General features: G+C 47.2%; 15 protein-coding genes. 4 read left to right on the plus strand and 11 right to left on the minus strand.

Translation table 11 applies throughout. From position 1 onward, the window contains the following. Positions 1–33 precede the first annotated feature (33 nt). The 6 genes from phoU to I2H74_RS04080 all read right to left on the minus strand — a co-directional run bounded on the left by phoU (position 34) and on the right by I2H74_RS04080 (position 5,523). Positions 34–693 carry a phosphate signaling complex protein PhoU gene (phoU, locus tag I2H74_RS04055; RefSeq protein WP_195571835.1) on the minus strand — a complete coding sequence of 220 codons (660 nt, stop codon included), beginning with the start codon at positions 691–693 and terminating at the stop codon, positions 34–36. Between the two features lie 27 nt (positions 694–720). Then, positions 721–1,500 (minus strand): phosphate ABC transporter ATP-binding protein PstB, encoded by a 780-nt coding sequence (gene pstB / locus I2H74_RS04060; protein WP_195571837.1) that lies wholly within the window; start codon positions 1,498–1,500, stop codon positions 721–723. Between the two features lie 13 nt (positions 1,501–1,513). Further along, on the minus strand, positions 1,514–2,383 hold the full coding sequence (gene pstA, locus I2H74_RS04065; protein ID WP_195571839.1) for a phosphate ABC transporter permease PstA: 870 nt from the start codon (positions 2,381–2,383) through the stop codon (positions 1,514–1,516). A 3-nt stretch (positions 2,384–2,386) separates the two neighbouring features. Then, entirely contained in the window at positions 2,387–3,313 is a 927-nt protein-coding gene (gene pstC, locus I2H74_RS04070) for a phosphate ABC transporter permease subunit PstC (RefSeq protein WP_195571840.1), read from the minus strand. 44 nt (positions 3,314–3,357) lie between these two features. Beyond that, positions 3,358–4,293 (minus strand): PstS family phosphate ABC transporter substrate-binding protein, encoded by a 936-nt coding sequence (locus I2H74_RS04075; protein ID WP_229106319.1) that lies wholly within the window; start codon positions 4,291–4,293, stop codon positions 3,358–3,360. A 117-nt stretch (positions 4,294–4,410) separates the two neighbouring features. Next, a complete protein-coding gene (locus tag I2H74_RS04080) occupies positions 4,411–5,523 on the minus strand; it encodes a methyl-accepting chemotaxis protein (RefSeq protein WP_195571842.1) in 1,113 nt (370 codons plus the stop codon). A 484-nt stretch (positions 5,524–6,007) separates the two neighbouring features. On the opposite strand from I2H74_RS04080, the gene I2H74_RS04085 reads away from it, so the two are divergent. From I2H74_RS04085 to cydS, 3 genes are all read left to right on the plus strand, one after another. Then, a complete protein-coding gene (locus I2H74_RS04085) occupies positions 6,008–7,360 on the plus strand; it encodes a cytochrome ubiquinol oxidase subunit I (RefSeq protein ID WP_195571844.1) in 1,353 nt (450 codons plus the stop codon). Beyond that, complete coding sequence (locus I2H74_RS04090; RefSeq protein ID WP_195571847.1) at positions 7,360–8,388, plus strand: cytochrome d ubiquinol oxidase subunit II; 1,029 nt, start codon at positions 7,360–7,362, stop codon at positions 8,386–8,388. The genes I2H74_RS04085 and I2H74_RS04090 overlap by 1 nt, the downstream gene beginning before the upstream one ends. A gap of 126 nt (positions 8,389–8,514) precedes the next feature. Then, positions 8,515–8,619: a cytochrome bd oxidase small subunit CydS gene (cydS, locus tag I2H74_RS25245; protein WP_420707410.1), complete on the plus strand. Its 105-nt coding sequence runs from the start codon at positions 8,515–8,517 to the stop codon at positions 8,617–8,619. A gap of 171 nt (positions 8,620–8,790) precedes the next feature. On the opposite strand, the gene I2H74_RS04095 is transcribed toward cydS, so the two are convergent. The 3 genes from I2H74_RS04095 to I2H74_RS04105 all read right to left on the minus strand — a co-directional run bounded on the left by I2H74_RS04095 (position 8,791) and on the right by I2H74_RS04105 (position 13,292). Then, positions 8,791–9,510: a response regulator transcription factor gene (locus tag I2H74_RS04095; RefSeq protein ID WP_195571849.1), complete on the minus strand. Its 720-nt coding sequence runs from the start codon at positions 9,508–9,510 to the stop codon at positions 8,791–8,793. 117 nt (positions 9,511–9,627) lie between these two features. Next, complete coding sequence (gene pnpS, locus I2H74_RS04100) at positions 9,628–11,427, minus strand: two-component system histidine kinase PnpS (RefSeq protein WP_195571851.1); 1,800 nt, start codon at positions 11,425–11,427, stop codon at positions 9,628–9,630. A gap of 302 nt (positions 11,428–11,729) precedes the next feature. Further along, the gene (locus I2H74_RS04105) at positions 11,730–13,292 is read right to left on the minus strand and encodes a fumarate hydratase (protein ID WP_420707416.1); all 1,563 of its coding nucleotides are present in this window, start codon (positions 13,290–13,292) and stop codon (positions 11,730–11,732) included. Positions 13,293–13,599: 307 nt separating this feature from the next. Between I2H74_RS04105 and yfbR the strand changes: the two genes are divergently transcribed. Beyond that, positions 13,600–14,226 carry a 5'-deoxynucleotidase gene (gene yfbR, locus I2H74_RS04110; RefSeq protein WP_324254006.1) on the plus strand — a complete coding sequence of 209 codons (627 nt, stop codon included), beginning with the start codon at positions 13,600–13,602 and terminating at the stop codon, positions 14,224–14,226. Between the two features lie 202 nt (positions 14,227–14,428). Here yfbR and I2H74_RS04115 read toward each other — a convergent pair whose 3' ends face one another. Together I2H74_RS04115 and mdh are read right to left on the minus strand one after the other, a co-directional pair. Continuing rightward, on the minus strand, positions 14,429–14,851 hold the full coding sequence (locus I2H74_RS04115; RefSeq protein ID WP_195571855.1) for a hypothetical protein: 423 nt from the start codon (positions 14,849–14,851) through the stop codon (positions 14,429–14,431). Positions 14,852–15,004: 153 nt separating this feature from the next. Next, on the minus strand, positions 15,005–15,946 hold the full coding sequence (gene mdh / locus I2H74_RS04120; protein WP_195571857.1) for a malate dehydrogenase: 942 nt from the start codon (positions 15,944–15,946) through the stop codon (positions 15,005–15,007). Between the last annotated feature and the right edge of the window lie 3 nt (positions 15,947–15,949).

The following is a 15,949-nucleotide window of genomic DNA, read 5'->3' on the forward strand; positions in this document are numbered from 1 at the left end:
TCTGCATGTATAGTGAAAATACCTTCGTTATGATTAGCTGTTCAAGTCAGGTCTTTCGTTTGTAACGAGATACACGATGCTTTCCCCAATGTTCGTTGCATGGTCAGCAATACGCTCGATATAGCGGCCAACAAACATCAGATGCATTACCTGAGATGCTTTATGCGGATCTTCCACCAAGAAGCTCATCAGCTCACGAATGATCTGGCCATAGAGCTGATCGACCATGTCGTCGTCCTTTGCCATTTTATAAGCAAGATCCACGTTCTCTTCATTATAAGCCTTGGTCGATTCCACGATCATCTGCTGAACGATTTCAACCATACGGGTAATATCGATCAGAGGCTTCATGACAGGCTCGCCATTCATGCGCACGACGACCTTTGCAATATCAATCGATAGATCCCCCATCCGTTCAAGATCGCTTGAGATGCGGAAAGATACGAGAATCCGGCGCAAATCCTTCGCCACTGGCTGCTGTGTCAAAATCAGGCGCGAACCGATGTCCATAATCTTATTTTCAAGATCGTTAAGCTCGGAATCCTTCGCGATAATCTTCTTAGCGCGTTCCACATCAGATGTCTTTAAAGATTCAAGCGATTCGATCAGGGCATGCTCCACATGCGAGCTCATCTCCTGCAACAAATGGCTTAGTTCCTCTAACCCCGTATCGAATTCTCTGCGCTTAATCATGATATCACCATTACCTCCCGTGCAATATTATCCGAATCGTCCTGTGATGTAGTCCTCTGTACGTTTGTCGGTTGGATTGGAGAACAACGTTTCTGTCTGATCGAACTCGACCATTTCACCATTAAGGAAGAATACGGTTTGATCCGACGTTCTAGCTGCTTGTTGCATGTTATGAGTAACCATCACGATGGTATACTTGTTTTTTAGTTCCTGCACTAATTCTTCAATCTTTAACGTAGAAATGGGGTCAAGTGCAGAGGTTGCCTCATCCATGAGAAGCACGTCAGGGTTAACGGCAAGGGCGCGAGCGATGCATAAGCGCTGCTGCTGACCTCCTGATAGGCTGAACGCGGAACGCTTCAAGTAGTCCTTCACTTCATCCCACAGTACCGCCTGCTTCAAGCTTTGCTCTACGATCTCATCTAGCTCTGCTTTGCTTTTGGTCCCATGAAGACGAGGGCCGTAAGCAATATTGTCGTAAATGGACTTTGGAAAAGGATTCGGCTGCTGGAACACCATTCCGACCTTTTTACGGAGAGTCTCCACATCCACATCGTTGCTGTATATGTCGGTTCCGCCAATATCCACAAGACCTTCGATGCGCGTGCCGACAATCATGTCGTTCATGCGGTTCAACGTACGAAGCAGTGTCGACTTCCCACAGCCAGAAGGACCGATAAAGGCAGTAACGGCCTTTTCAGGTATCGTCAAGTTGACATTTTTCAAAGCATGATACGTGCCATAATATAAGTTCAATTGCTCAATATTAATTAAGGTTTGATTCGCTGTTGGAGTTGATGTACTCATACGCTCGTCTCCTTTAGATCTGTTTAGAATACTTGTTACGAAGAATGATAGCCGAGATGTTCATCAGTACGAGCATCACCATCATGACGATAATACCGGAAGCCGCAAGCTCATGGAACGATACTTGTGGTCTCGATAGCCAGTTGAAGATCTGAATCGGCATAACCGTAAACTGGTCCATAATGCTGCTTGGCAAAAAGGCTACGAACGTTAGCGCACCAATCATGACAAGCGGCGCTGTCTCACCGATCGCCCGGGAGAGGGCCAGGATAACGCCTGTCAAGATTCCGGAGATGGAAGATGGTAGAACTGAACGGTACACCGTCTGCCACTTCGTTGCTCCAAGCGCGAAGGATGCATCTCGTCTTGCCCGAGGCACTGCCCGAATCGCTTCCTGTGCGGAAACGATAATGACAGGCAGGACGAGAAGGGTCATCGTCAAGGCACCTGACAGCAAGCTGCGATCAAGGGCCAACCCGCGAACGAAGATCGTTAGTCCGAGAATACCGTACACGATAGACGGTACACCGGCGAGCGTACTAATATTCAACTGAATAAAGCGAGTGATTCGATTCTTTTTTGCGTATTCCTCTAGATAGATCGCGGCTCCTACACCCAAGATAAATGAGATTGGAGTCATGATCAGCACCATGTAGATCGAGCCTACGATGGCGGACTTCATGCCTGCGCGACCTGCCACACGTGAAGGATAATTCGTGAACAAGTCCAAACGGGAGATTCCGTCCATAATAATGTTAATCAATAGGGCCATTAAAGCGATAATACCAATCGATGTGGCGACAATAAACAACAGATGAAGGTAAAGATCCTTCTTGCGTCGATTGCTAATCTGCTTGCGATTCGCATCTTCGAACATAGACATGACTTAGTACTCCTCTCTGAAGCGTCTTGCCACATACTGCGCGAGAATGTTCAACAAGAACGTGATGACAAACAGCGTCATACCAACGGCAAAGATCGTTCCATATTCTACGGACCCGTGCGGTGTATCGCCCAAGCTTACTTGTACGATATAAGCCGTCATCGTCTGGATACTTTCCAGCGGATTCAAGGTCAAATTCGGTGTCGCCCCGGCAGCTACAGCTACAATCATCGTCTCCCCGATCGCTCTTGAGAAGGCCAATACTGCTGAAGAAACAATACCTGAGAATGCCGCAGGAACAACGATCTTAAGCGCAACTTCAAAGCGGGTCGCACCAAGCGCATAGGCGCCATGGCGCAAGCTCTTAGGTACCGCAGACATCGCATCTTCACTAAGCGAGGATACCATCGGAATAATCATGATCCCCACGACCAGCCCTGCACTAAGGGCGTTAAACACTCCCATGGAAGGGAATATGCTCTTAAGCAGCGGTGTAACGAAAGTCAGTGCGAAGTATCCATATACGATTGTCGGTACACCTGCAAGAACTTCTAGGATAGGCTTTACGACCTTGCGAACGCGATCAGGCGCATATTCGCTCAAATAAATGGCGCTCGCAAGCCCAATTGGGATTGCAACAATGCAGGCAATGACGGTGACAAGCAGGGTGCCGCTTAAGAGCGGTAGAATCCCGAATGCCTTCGGCTCGATCAATGGACTCCATTTCTTGCCGAACAAGAAGTCCATGATCGGAACGCTTTTGAAAAAGGTAATGGTTTCCGACAACAGGGTCAATACGATTCCAATCGTCGTTAATACCGATAGTGCTGCGCATAAAAAGAGCATGATCGGAATGATCTTATCTGACAAATGCGTCTTCGAATTTTTGAAGGACATCTTGGTTGTGGATGGCGCAACTTTAGATTCCATGTTCAGTACCCTCACTTTGCTTCTTGACTCTTATCGTTCGGAACTTACTTCAGTTGCTCCAACTGCTCCGTGTATTTCTCATCTGGAAGAGGGACATATCCAACATCAGGTGCAATTGCTCCTGCATTCTCCAAGTAAAATTCAACAAATGCCTTTACTTCTGGCTTGGACAGCTTTGCCTTATCTACATACACAAGCAATGGACGAGATAGCGGCGAATAAGAGCCGTCTTTTACAGTCTCAGGAGACGGTGTAACGGTTGCAGTTCCGTTATCTACAGGTACAAGCTTCAACTTGTCTTGGTTTTCTTCGAAGAAGGAGTAGCCAAAGTATCCGATTGCAGTGCTGTCGCCGGATACGCCTTGAACGATCGCATTCGTATCCGCACTGAATGTAATTTGCTTGTCATTACGCATTGCCTTGGTCTCGCCATTAATCGCTTCTGTGAAGTAATCGAAGGTACCGTGCTCAGATCCTGGCGAATAAATGCGAAGCTCCGTTGCCGGCCAGCCTGCACGGACATCTGCCCATGTTTTTACTTTGGAATCTGGCTCATAGATCTTTTTCAGTTCATCGACAGTCAGTTTGTCTACCCAATCATTCTCTTTGTTTACGACGATCGCGAGGCCGTCATAAGCCACAGTCAGCTCTTGATATTCAATACCATTGTTCTTCGCATCCTGTGCTTCCTCTTCTTTGATAGGACGCGATGCATTGCTAAGTTCGATCTCACCACGTGCAAAGCGCTTAAAGCCGCTGCCTGTTCCAGAAGTACCAACGGATACGCGAACATCCTTATGCGCTGCATTGAACTCCTCGGCAATGGCCTCTGTCATAGGAAATACGGTACTGGAACCGTCAATATTTATCGTGCCGGACAACGCTGGCCCACTGTTATCTTTACCACCACATGCGGACAATAATGTAAGTACGAGCGCAATTACAGTCAAAGTCATTAATCTTTTTCCTAGCTTATTCAAGGGGGTCACTCCTTCTGTGTGCTTAACTGAAGTATAATTTCTGTTGCTATGCTGTAAGTGTAAAGGGTGAATGTTAACACTGTTTCAGGCTTTTGTTAACGCTGTGTAAAATATTAATTAATTGTAATGCTCCATGTGCAATTCATCGTATGCCTGGCGTGCGGATTGGGACATCATGGTTGCGCTGGTGTGAACTTGCTGCAGTCGTTCCCTGTTGTCTGATATCGCCGTAAATAATTGTTCAAGCTGGGTGATGGTTGCCGATATATCCTGCTGTGTATTGTGCGCTTCCTTGAAGGAGGCCTCGCTGCCTGTCATCGTAGCTTCGAGCGATTGTTTCATAGCTGCCAACGTCTCCTCAATCTGCTCCGTGGCCGCCTTCGTCAAGAGCGCAAGCTTGCGCACCTCTGCTGCAACCACTTCAAATCCACGGCCATGCTCGCCTGCACGCGCTGCTTCGATTGAAGCATTCAAGGCCAGCACCTGGCATGTCTCTGACCATTCACGAATGATCAAAGCTGCATTCACAGCAGCATCTGTGTGCTGAGACAATATATCCATCTGCTGCTTCTGATCATTGACGCGAGACGTCATCGTCTCCACGGAAGTGACGACCTGTGACAGCACCCCTTTCGTTTTCATCGTTTCCTTCATCATCTCATCAGCATGTCGAAGTCCAAGCGTCGATTCCGTTTGCACGAGATCAGCCTGCTCCCGAATCGTTGACAGCGAATCACAGGCGGACTGGATCGCTTCCTCCTCACGAACTTGATGCTGAATCCGAATATCTTTTGAGAGCTCTGTTATAGCTTTAGAAGTCATTAATCCAGCAAATCGTCCCTCATGCTCAAATAGCACGGGGTCGTACATATACTCCTCGTTGCGCGCTGTTGTAAGATCCAGCAGAGCGGAAGCCTCCATTCCATAAGGCAGAACAAGAACATTGCTTTCCATCAGACGCTGTATCGGCTTCAGATTGAACAACGCTGGGGCGAAGCGCGTCCCCATTCGCTCGTAGAAGCGTTCTCTAAGCACAAAGCCAATCGGCCGATCTTCTTGATCGATGACGACGAGTATACGAAGCTTTTCATTCCGTTCAAATAAAGCTTGGACATGGACAATCAGTTCTGTTGACCTCACAAGCTCTGCTTGCTGAATGAGATTATGGTAAGCAGGCTCCTTCACAAGGCTCATTCGAATATGTTTTTCTGCAATCGCTGCTATGCTCAATGTTTCTCTCCTCCTACAGATCTACTCGAGCGACTTAAGTCCTAATTTAGCATGGCATTGTTAATAGAGAGATCGATTATTGTAAAGGTTATGTAAAATCTGCAATTAAGTCTGAAATCTTTGAATACATCAAGAAATGAGCGGCATGACGAAAAAGAAAACGCATGGATTCGTATGGAAATACTACAATTGACCCAAGATACCCAGTAGATCTGCAATAGATCATAAGAATGAATTTCCAGTAAAAAGGAGAGTCTATACATGAATCATTCCAATTCACATCAAGAGCGCATTCGCAAGCAAGAGAAACGCTTGATTATTACGAGCTTTGTCGTTGGCTTCATCATGCTGCTCGCCTTTATACGAAAGTTTTTGTGAGACGTGAAATAGGGAGAGATGATAGAGATTGAAGCCAACCCTTTAACGCTTCATTCCTATCATGGCCATACAAGATAAAATGAATACTTCAGGAGTGTGACATGCGATGACTGCCTATGATCCCGTAATCTTTAGCCGAATGCTTACAGGGCTTACCCTTTTTGTCCATATTGTTTATGCCACGATAGGTGTAGGGGTGCCCTTAATGATCGCCTTAGCCGAATGGATTGGGATCAAGCGGAACGATCCTTATTATCTGCTTATGGCAAGAAGATGGGCTCGTGGATTTACCGTCACGGTCGCTGTAGGCGTTGTGACAGGTACTGCGATTGGTCTTCAGCTTAACCTGCTGTGGCCGAATTTCATGAGGGTTGCCGGTCAGACAATTGCACTGCCTCTATTTATGGAGACCTTTGCTTTCTTCATCGAGGCCATTTTTCTAGGCATCTATCTCTATACGTGGGATCGGTTCAAAAATAGATACTTACACTTCTGGCTTCTCATCCCGGTTGCCATTGGCTCATCTGCATCTGCCTTTTTCATCACAAGCGTCAATGCGTTTATGAACTCGCCGCAAGGCTTTGACCTGGTCAATGGTCAAATGGAGAACATCGACCCGTTGGTTGCGATGTTTAACCCCGCAATGCCGACGAAGGTCGGACATGTATTGGTAACAGCTTATGTAACTGCCGCCTTTTGCTTGGGAGCTATCGCTGCATTAGCGATGCTAAGAGGCAGACGCCATATCTACTTCAAGAAAGCATTGCGCTTAACGATGGTTAGCGCGCTGGTCTTTTCATTCGCCACTGTGCTAATCGGCGATCTTTCCGGGAAATTCCTGCATGCCTACCAGCCCGAGAAGCTTGCCGCAACAGAATGGCACTTTGAGACGACTGACCGAGCCAGCCTCATTGTCGGCGGCGTGCTGACGGATCAGAATGACGTGAAGTTCGCCATCAAGATTCCGTTTGCACTGAGTATCCTTGCTGGCGGGACACCTGGTACGGTCGTTTCTGGCTTGAATGAGGTGCCAGAGGAACTGCACCCACCGCTTCGAACGACGCATTATTTATTTGATCTTATGGTATTTCTAGGCATGTATTTGCTCCTAGTCGCGTTATGGTATTTTATTGCAGATATTCGCAATCGCAAGCGCGGCGTGCCCATTCATAGGGTTTTGCTGCTTGGTGTTGTGCTTGGGGCTCCATTCTCTGTTCTAGCTATTGAGTCGGGATGGATCTTTTCCGAGGTCGGCAGACAGCCTTGGATCCTATGGGGTATTATGAAGACCGCAGAGGGAGCTACAACCTCAAGACATGTAGACACCATGCTCTGGGTATTTGCGATCCTGTACCTTGTTCTTACTGTCACAAGTGCAAAAATTCTGATCAAAATGTTCAAACAGAATCCGGTTGAGGACGAGATCTCCTCTCTGGGATTAGAAGGAGGCAGCAAGTGATGAGCTATGAACTGCTCGGTATGACCGTTCTTTGGATCTTCCTGTTCGGCTACCTCATCGTAGCCTCTATCGATTTCGGCGCAGGATTTTTCAGTTATTACAGCGTCCTTTCCGGGAAACGCCACATTATTCATGGGGTTATTGAACGCTACTTGTCACCCGTGTGGGAAGTGACGAACGTATTCTTGATATTCTTTATCATTGGACTGGTCGGCTTCTTTCCCGATACAGCGTATTATTATGGAACGGCATTGTTGGTCCCAGGCAGCCTTGCGCTCATCCTGCTTGCCATCCGCGGATCCTATTATGCCTTTAGTACCTACGGCTCGCGAGACAGCCGCATCTATATGTTCCTCTATGGAACGAGCGGCCTCTTAATCCCTGCCGCACTCTCCACGGTACTTGCGATCTCAGAAGGTGGTTACATCCTAGAGGAGAATGGACAGATCCAATTCAGCTTTCTTAAGCTTTTTACCAACCTGTATCCGTATTCGGTTATTGTGCTTGCTCTCGTAAGCGTCCTGTATATATCGGCCATGTTTCTCACCTATTACGCAGCCAAGGCTCAGGACGCGCCAGCATTGGAAATCGTCAGGAAGTATGCCCTATCATGGGCGCTGCCAACGATACTTGCCAGTTTGTTTGTATTCTACGCGATTCAGAGACACAATGAAGAGCACTTTATGAACATGTTGAACCATGCGTGGATGTTCGTGCTTTCCTTTGTGTTTTTCCTCATCGCCGTTATTCTTGTATGGATGCGAAGAAATTATGGCATCGCTTTTCTTGCGGTCATGTTTCAATACGGATTCGCATGGTTTGGATATGGAAGAGCGCATCTGCCTTACCTGCTCTATCCGTATCTAACGATTTATGATAACTTTACGAATCCAGCTATGGCGCAAGCGCTCATTATTGCGTTTATAGCGGGACTCTGCATCCTTATTCCATCGCTTTATTTGCTGTTAAAGCTATTCCTGTTCAATGCTCATTATGTAAGAGGCGGGAAAAAACCAAAAAAAGCATGATAACGTGGGAGATGCAACCCTAGATTCATTGAGCTTTATAGAAAAGTTCGTTATATGGCATTCATTAGGGTCACCGGTAGAGAACCAATTTGACTACTTGAACCGTAAAAAAAGAGGTGTATAGGCGTGCATGAGTTTCTCATCTTTTACGCCCCATTATTAATCGTTGCCGTGTCAATCGCTGCTGTATTTATTTGGGGTGCTTATTTTCGTGCAGAGGATCGGCCATAGCGGATACCAACCCATATCTAACGGGACTTGTCCTAAATGGGTCATCTTAGCAAACAAGGAAGCCAAGGGATAGACTTAGCGTCTTTTCCCTTGGCTTCCTTGTGCTTGAAATCCATATATGTCAGCAAATTAGACCTTACGTCAACGGTTGCTTATGAAATCAAACCATGCCTACTTCTTCTGAATCACCAGCTTATAGCCTACTCCGCGAATCGAGTCAATCTTCACGGATTGCTGATTCAGCTCAAGCTTCTTGCGAAGCGAGCTGACATGAACATCGACTGTACGCTGCCCGCCAATGTAATCAAAGCCCCACACCGCATTCATCAAGTCGTCACGCGTAACGACCATACCTGGCCGCTGGACCAAGTACAAGAGCACCTCGAACTCCTTCGGTCTCAAGGAAATCAGCTCTTCGCCCAAAGTAACCTCGTACTTCTCCGGATAGATACGCAGTTCTCCTGCCTTGATCACCTTCTCGTCGTTATCCTGGGCATAAGTCGGGAGATCCATCGCATCATTGGACGTTCTTCTTAACACTGCTCCGACGCGAGCTAGCAGCTCAGCAACGCCAAAGGGCTTCGTGATATAATCATCCGCACCGTGCTTTAGCCCCTGCACAATCTCTTCTTCTGCATTGCGAGCAGTCAAAATGATGACTGGTGTACGGTTGCCGGATTGACGAAGCTTGGACAAGACTTCAAAGCCATTCATCCCTGGCAGCATAATATCCAAGACGATCAAGTCAAAGGTTTGGTTTAAGGCCGTTTGCAGGCCTAATCCTCCATGATCCACAACGGTTGTCGCATACCCTTCCAACGTTAAGTTATACGATAAGAGCCGAGCCAAGGTTGGCTCATCTTCAATGACTAGCACTTTAGGTTCTGACACACCATTTCCTCCAGTATAACCGGCATTCAACGGACGCCTCTTGCAAGGCGCTCGAAGGAGAGCTGCTCATAGGGCTCTCACCTTATGAACAGCCCATGATTCTGTTGCTTGATCCCATCAACCTTCTTGAATCACAGGAAGCTCAATGGTAAAGGTCGTTCCTACCCCAACGGTGCTTTCCACTTGAATCGTGCCATGATGCGATTCGATAAGATGCTTCACGATCGATAATCCAAGTCCTGTACCTCCAGAGCTTCTCGACCTTGCCTTATCCACGCGATAGAAACGCTCAAAGATGCGAGGCAAGTCCTTCTTCGGAATACCGATTCCCGTGTCGGATATCCGAATTCTGACCTGATCGTAATCGCCTGCATCATTCACTTCGAGAGGAGCCGCGGTAATATTAACGCGTCCTCCATCAGGCGTATAATTAATCGCGTTCGATAACAGGTTTAAAACAATCTGTCGGAGTCGATCCTCATCCGCCTCAATATACATATCCTCCTCCACCGTCATGAAGATGTCAATATGCTTTTTCTCCGCTTCCTTGCGGAGCATATTCACCGTATCCTCCATGAAGCTAGGCATAAATACCGGCGAGAAGAGCAGCGGCACCCGCTTCGCCTCAATCTTCGACAGCTGCAGGATGTCTCCGATCAGACGATTCAAGCGTTCGCTCTCATCATGGATGATCTTGAGGAAAGATTGAGCGATCTCTGTATCATTCATCGCACCGTTCATCAAGGTTTCGGTAAAGCCCTTCACGGCTGCGATCGGCGTCTTCAGCTCATGAGATACATTCGCTACGAATTCGCTTCTCATGCGCTCCAATTGACGGATCTTAGACATATCTTGCATCAGAAGCAGCACGCCAGCCCATTCTTGATCGGTAAAATACACCGGAACAACATTTACATCAAGCAGCCGCTCTTCAGGATAATAGATCGTCAGCTCATCATGAAGCAGATTGCGCTTATCAAGCGTCTCATGCACCATCTCAATCAACTCAAACGGAATTCTCGTCTCACTCAGCGATTGGCCAATAACCGCCTTGCTCTTGATTCCAAGCAGTTCTTCAGCCTTCTTATTCGTCAGCACAACTTGCCCTTGCTCATCGACCATGATGATTCCGTTCATCATATGCTCAAGAACAGATTGCAAGCGATTCTGCTGCTCGCGAATCTGAGTCATCTGCACCTGCAAGCTGTCTGCCATTGCATTAATCGCCGCACCCAACTGTCCAATCTCATCGCTGCCAACGGTCGTCGTTCTCGCCTGATAGTCCATATGCGTGATACGCTTCGCTACCCGAGTCATGTTCTCAATGGGCTTGGTCAGGCTGTATGCAATGCGAGAGCTAATAATAGCTGCTATCAGAATGAGGATAAATAAACCTAATCCAAGATAAGCCCATAGCTCCTTCACCCCATCATCGACGGTCTTGAGACTCATTGCGAGTCGAATAAAGCCGTCAAACTCCGGAGCATGCTTCACCGGAAGCGCAACGTACAGCATATTCTCGTCTAGCGTATTGCTGTAGCGTATCGAGGATCCAAAGGCATTGCTCTCCGCAAGCTTGACTTCCTCTCTTAGCAAGTGGTTATCCATCTTTCTTACATCCGACAGCGAGTCGCCTACTACGGTTCCATCGCTTTTGATAAAAGTAACACGAGAATGCGTTGATTTATCCAGCTTCTTCGCCCACTCGGAATAAAAGGCATACTCCTCATGAAGAGAGGATATCTTCTCCCACGGAAGGATCTGTTCAATAAGAAGCATTTCCCGGGACATATTTTGCTCTAGCTGCTCAATATAGTTGTTTTTAAAGGAATTCGCCATATAGATGCCAGCCGTAATGACGGAAATGCTAATTAAGCTGATAATGACGAGGGTTAATTTCGTACGAAAGCGAGTCATAGCTCATCTCCCTGTTCCTATCCTATGTTGTATATTGTTTCTCTAACATCGTAACGATATTTCCCCTATTTTGACTAGTCTTTAATTATTAACTTTATGTAAAGGAGTTGTAAAGCTCCTGCCGGAACTTTCTTTATAACATAGACCTCTCACTCTCAGCTTCATGGAGAAATGGCTTCAAGATCAAAAGAGGATAACGTGCAGGAGCAATGCAGTGATGCCGCACTTGCATATGACGCCATGCAAGCTGTGTTTACGCTCAGAGAAATCCCCTCAGCTTATACTGAGGGGATTGATCTAGCTTATTTGAACACAGGATCTCGAAACTGCTCAAGCTTCTCAAAGGAACTCTTATCCACATCGCGATGCAAGCTGTTGCCATGCGCATCCATCGTCACGATCGCTGCGAAGCCCTCAACCTGCAGGTGCCACATCGCTTCTGGAATACCGAACTCCATGAAGTCTACGCCGTTCACCCGCTTAATGCATTCCGCATAATACTGTGCAGCCCCACCGATTGCATTCAAATACACGCCTCCATGCTCCTGCAAAGCAGCCAGCGTCTTGGCTCCCATGCCGCCTTTTCCGATCACCGCGCGAATGCCAAACTTCTTCATGATGTCGCCTTGATAAGGCTCCTCGCGAATGCTTGTTGTCGGCCCTGCTGCCTTCACGTGCCAGCCCTCTTCATCCTTCAGCATAACCGGACCACAATGATAGATGACAGCTCCGTCCAGATCAACAGGACAATCATGATCGATCAAATATTTGTGCAGAGCATCGCGGCCAGTATGCATCTCCCCATTGATAATGACAACATCACCGACGCGCAGCGAACGAATCGCTTCTTCCGTAATCGGCGTCGTCAGAACAACCTGGCGACTGCCTTGGCTTGCTGATGCTTCTTGAGAAGCCGCAACCTCCGTTTCCGCCTCCTTAGACTGCTCCTTCATCTTGACATCTGTTCCGCGCTCATACAGCCATTCAAGATGAGCACCTGTCTCTCCATTCAAGCGGACGCCCTGACGACGGAATGCCCAGCAGTTATAAGCAACAGAAACAAAGAAGCTTGCCGGCAAGCGGTTCATCACGCCGATCTTACAGCCAAGCAGCGTCACTTCCCCGCCGAAGCCCATCGTTCCGATGCCAAGCTGGTTCGACGCATTCATAATATAATCCTCTAGCTGACCAAGCTCTGCACTCGGATTCTTATCGTCCACCTTGCGGAATAATTGATGCTTCGCGAGCTCATATCCTGTTGTACGATCGCCGCCGATGCCAACGCCGATGAACCCTGCGCTGCATCCCTGACCTTGCGCTTGATACACAGCATGCAGAATACATTTGCGAATACCATCAAGGTCGCGTCCAGCCTTCCCTAAGCCTTCAATCTCCGCAGGAAGACTATATTGAATATTTTTATTTTCACAGCCGCCGCCTTTAAGGATCAGCTTCACTTCAATATCATCGGATTCCCACTGCTCAAAGTGAACGACTGGCGTTCCAGGTCCCAAATTATCCCCAGAGTTCGCTCCCGTCAAAGAATCAACGGAGTTCGTCCGCAGCTTCCCGTCAATCGTCGCTTGGCGAACGGCTTCGTAAATATCCTGTTTCATTTGAATCTGATTCGCGCCGACAGGGGTATGAACAATAAACGTCGGCATGCCTGTATCCTGGCAGATCGGAGACACTTTCGTCTCTGCCATCTCAATATTTTGAGCGATCGTGCTCAAGGATAAGCCGGATCTCGTCGCTGCATCTTCATGCTCATGTGCCTTGCGAATCGCCCGACGTACGTCTCCTGGCAAATTTGTAGACGTTTCCACAATAAGGTCATACACACTCTGTCTGAACTGTTGCAACATATTCACTCATGCTCCTCTCAGCCCCGGATGCGCGCTAGTTTAATATCCCATGATGACGTATTGGTCACCGGGCCTTTATCTTTATAAGTTATCATCAAATAAATTCCATTTCCTTCATCATACCATGAAAAGCATTACTTTTTCGAGAGCTTTTCCAATCGATTCCTAATCCGATATCGAGTTATAATGAGAATAAGATGATTTCTTATCGGAAAGGATGAATAGACACGTGGAACATCGACCTGAAGCTGCAACACCATCAGAGACTGTAGAAGAGACAAAGTCCGAGAAGCTGCTTGAATCGGCAATTCCTCCGCAAACTGAAGTACCCCCTGTTGGAGACGAAGATGCTAGCCGCAATCACTTTTATGCGTATATGTATCGCCTGAAGTATATTGAGCGTTGGAGTCTTATGCGTAATACGACTCGTGAAAATGTGGCGGAGCACTCCTTCCATGTCGCACTGACCACCCATATGCTCTGCACCATTGCCAATGAGCTATTTGGGCGCCAGTTGAATACGAACGAAGCCGTCGCACTCGCTTTGTTTCACGATGCGACAGAGGTCTTTACAGGCGATATTCCAACACCAATCAAGCATCATAACCCCATCATCCTATCCAACTTCAGAGAGATTGAAGAGCAGGCAGCAAAGCGGCTAATCGATATGATTCCATCAAGCATTCGCGATGTCTATCGTCCGCTCATCGAGGACCCTTCTTCAGAGCTGAAACGATACGTTAAAGCAGCAGACCTAATCGACGCATATTTAAAATGTACATTTGAGGTTGGGGCAGGCAATCAAGAATTTGTTGTAGCCAAACAACAAACCGAAGAGAAGCTTAGACAACTTCATATGGAGGAAGTGGATTATTTTCTGCAAACCCTTGCTCCCAGCTTTACGATGACGCTTGATGAGATGTCGAGCCTATAAGACTCCACGAATGATGAATAACTGATTTTCCAACATGACGTAAGGATACAAGACCGACCAATATCAGCGATAGCATTCAATCCGCTTAATGTGAATGGTCGTTATCTAATGAATAAATTGTTATCCTGTATTTCTAATTAAAAAAGGCCGCTGGCCGTAAACATGCGTTCCATGTCTACTGCTCGAGCGGCCTTGTTGCTTGTTAGATTTTGTTGTAAACCATCAGCACGATCATGACGACGTATAAAACAAAGATGATGGAGCTGAACATCGTTGTTTTATCGAGTGAAGCAGGATCGGACTTGTCGCCTTTAGCAGCTGCTAATGCACGCTTCATGCCTTTTCCCATAATACCGCTTAACGCTGCAATAGCCAAGAAAATAACAGTGACTAGAATCATCCACAGCACACTGTATTCTCCCATGCTCATCATGTATCCGCCTGTCAAGAAGTTGACAATCAGCATGAATTGAGCAATGCGATTGCCTGTGATCATCGAAGACAGCACGCCTCCCTGAGCTGATGGAGCAGCAACCTTCAGCTTACCCGCAATGAACGGAGCTAGTCCATAGAAGCCCATCAGCACGGCTCCCAAGATATGTACAAGCATAAAAGCAGACCACATACCTTTAATCCCCCCAATAAGATTGATTTTCATAACGTATCACACAGTATCTATTATACTAAAATCATTCAGATGAAACATAAAAAGATAGACGACAACAAGTTGCCGTCTACCATTGTTCACAAGCTAGTAACAATTCAAAGGTGTGTAGGATTATGCCGTTACGACTTGAATGACATTGCGTACAGACTGAGCAGACTTGTCAAGCGCTGCGCGCTCTTCATCCGTTAAATCAATCTCGATAATCTTCTCAATGCCGTCGCCGCCAAGTACGACTAAGACACCCATAAAGAGCTTATGATAGCCATACTCGCCTTCCAAGTAGGCGATGACAGGAAGAATACGCTTCTTGTCTTTCAGAATCGCCTCCGTCATTTGTACAAGGGATGCTGCGGGCGCATAGTATGCACTGCCATTGCCAAGCAGGTTGACGATTTCTCCCCCGCCTACACGCGTACGCGCAACAATCGCATCAATGCGCTCCTGAGGAATCAGCTTCTCGAGAGGAACACCCCCGACGCTGGTGTAGCGAACGAGAGGAACCATATCATCGCCATGACCACCAAGTACAACACCCTGTACATCCTCAACCGAGACATTTAATTCCTGAGCGATAAATGTACAATAGCGAGCAGTATCCAATACACCGGATTGACCGACTACTCGGTTTTTAGGGAATCCCAATGCTTCGAATGCTGCGTATGTCATAGCATCTACTGGATTACTTAAGATAATTACATAAGCATTAGGGCAGTATGTTTTAATGTTCTCACATACGGAGCGGACGATATTTGCGTTCGTATTCACGAGATCATTACGGCTCATTCCCGGCTTGCGGGCAATCCCTGCTGTGATAATAACAACATCGGAATCCTTGGCATCCTCATAGTTGGAAGAACCTATAATTTGACTGTCAAAGCCTTGAACCGGGCTTGCTTCGAGCATATCGAGCGCTTTGCCCTTTGTAGGATTCTCCAACTGAGGAATATCGATCAGAACGACGTCACCAAGCTCTTTCTGAGCCAGCATCAACGCTGTTGTCGCACCTGTGAAGCCTGCGCCGACTACAGTAATCTTGCTACGACGAATCGCCATATC

Source organism: Paenibacillus sp. 1001270B_150601_E10, from assembly GCF_015558675.1.
Classification (GTDB): Bacteria; Bacillota; Bacilli; order Paenibacillales; family Paenibacillaceae; genus Paenibacillus_B.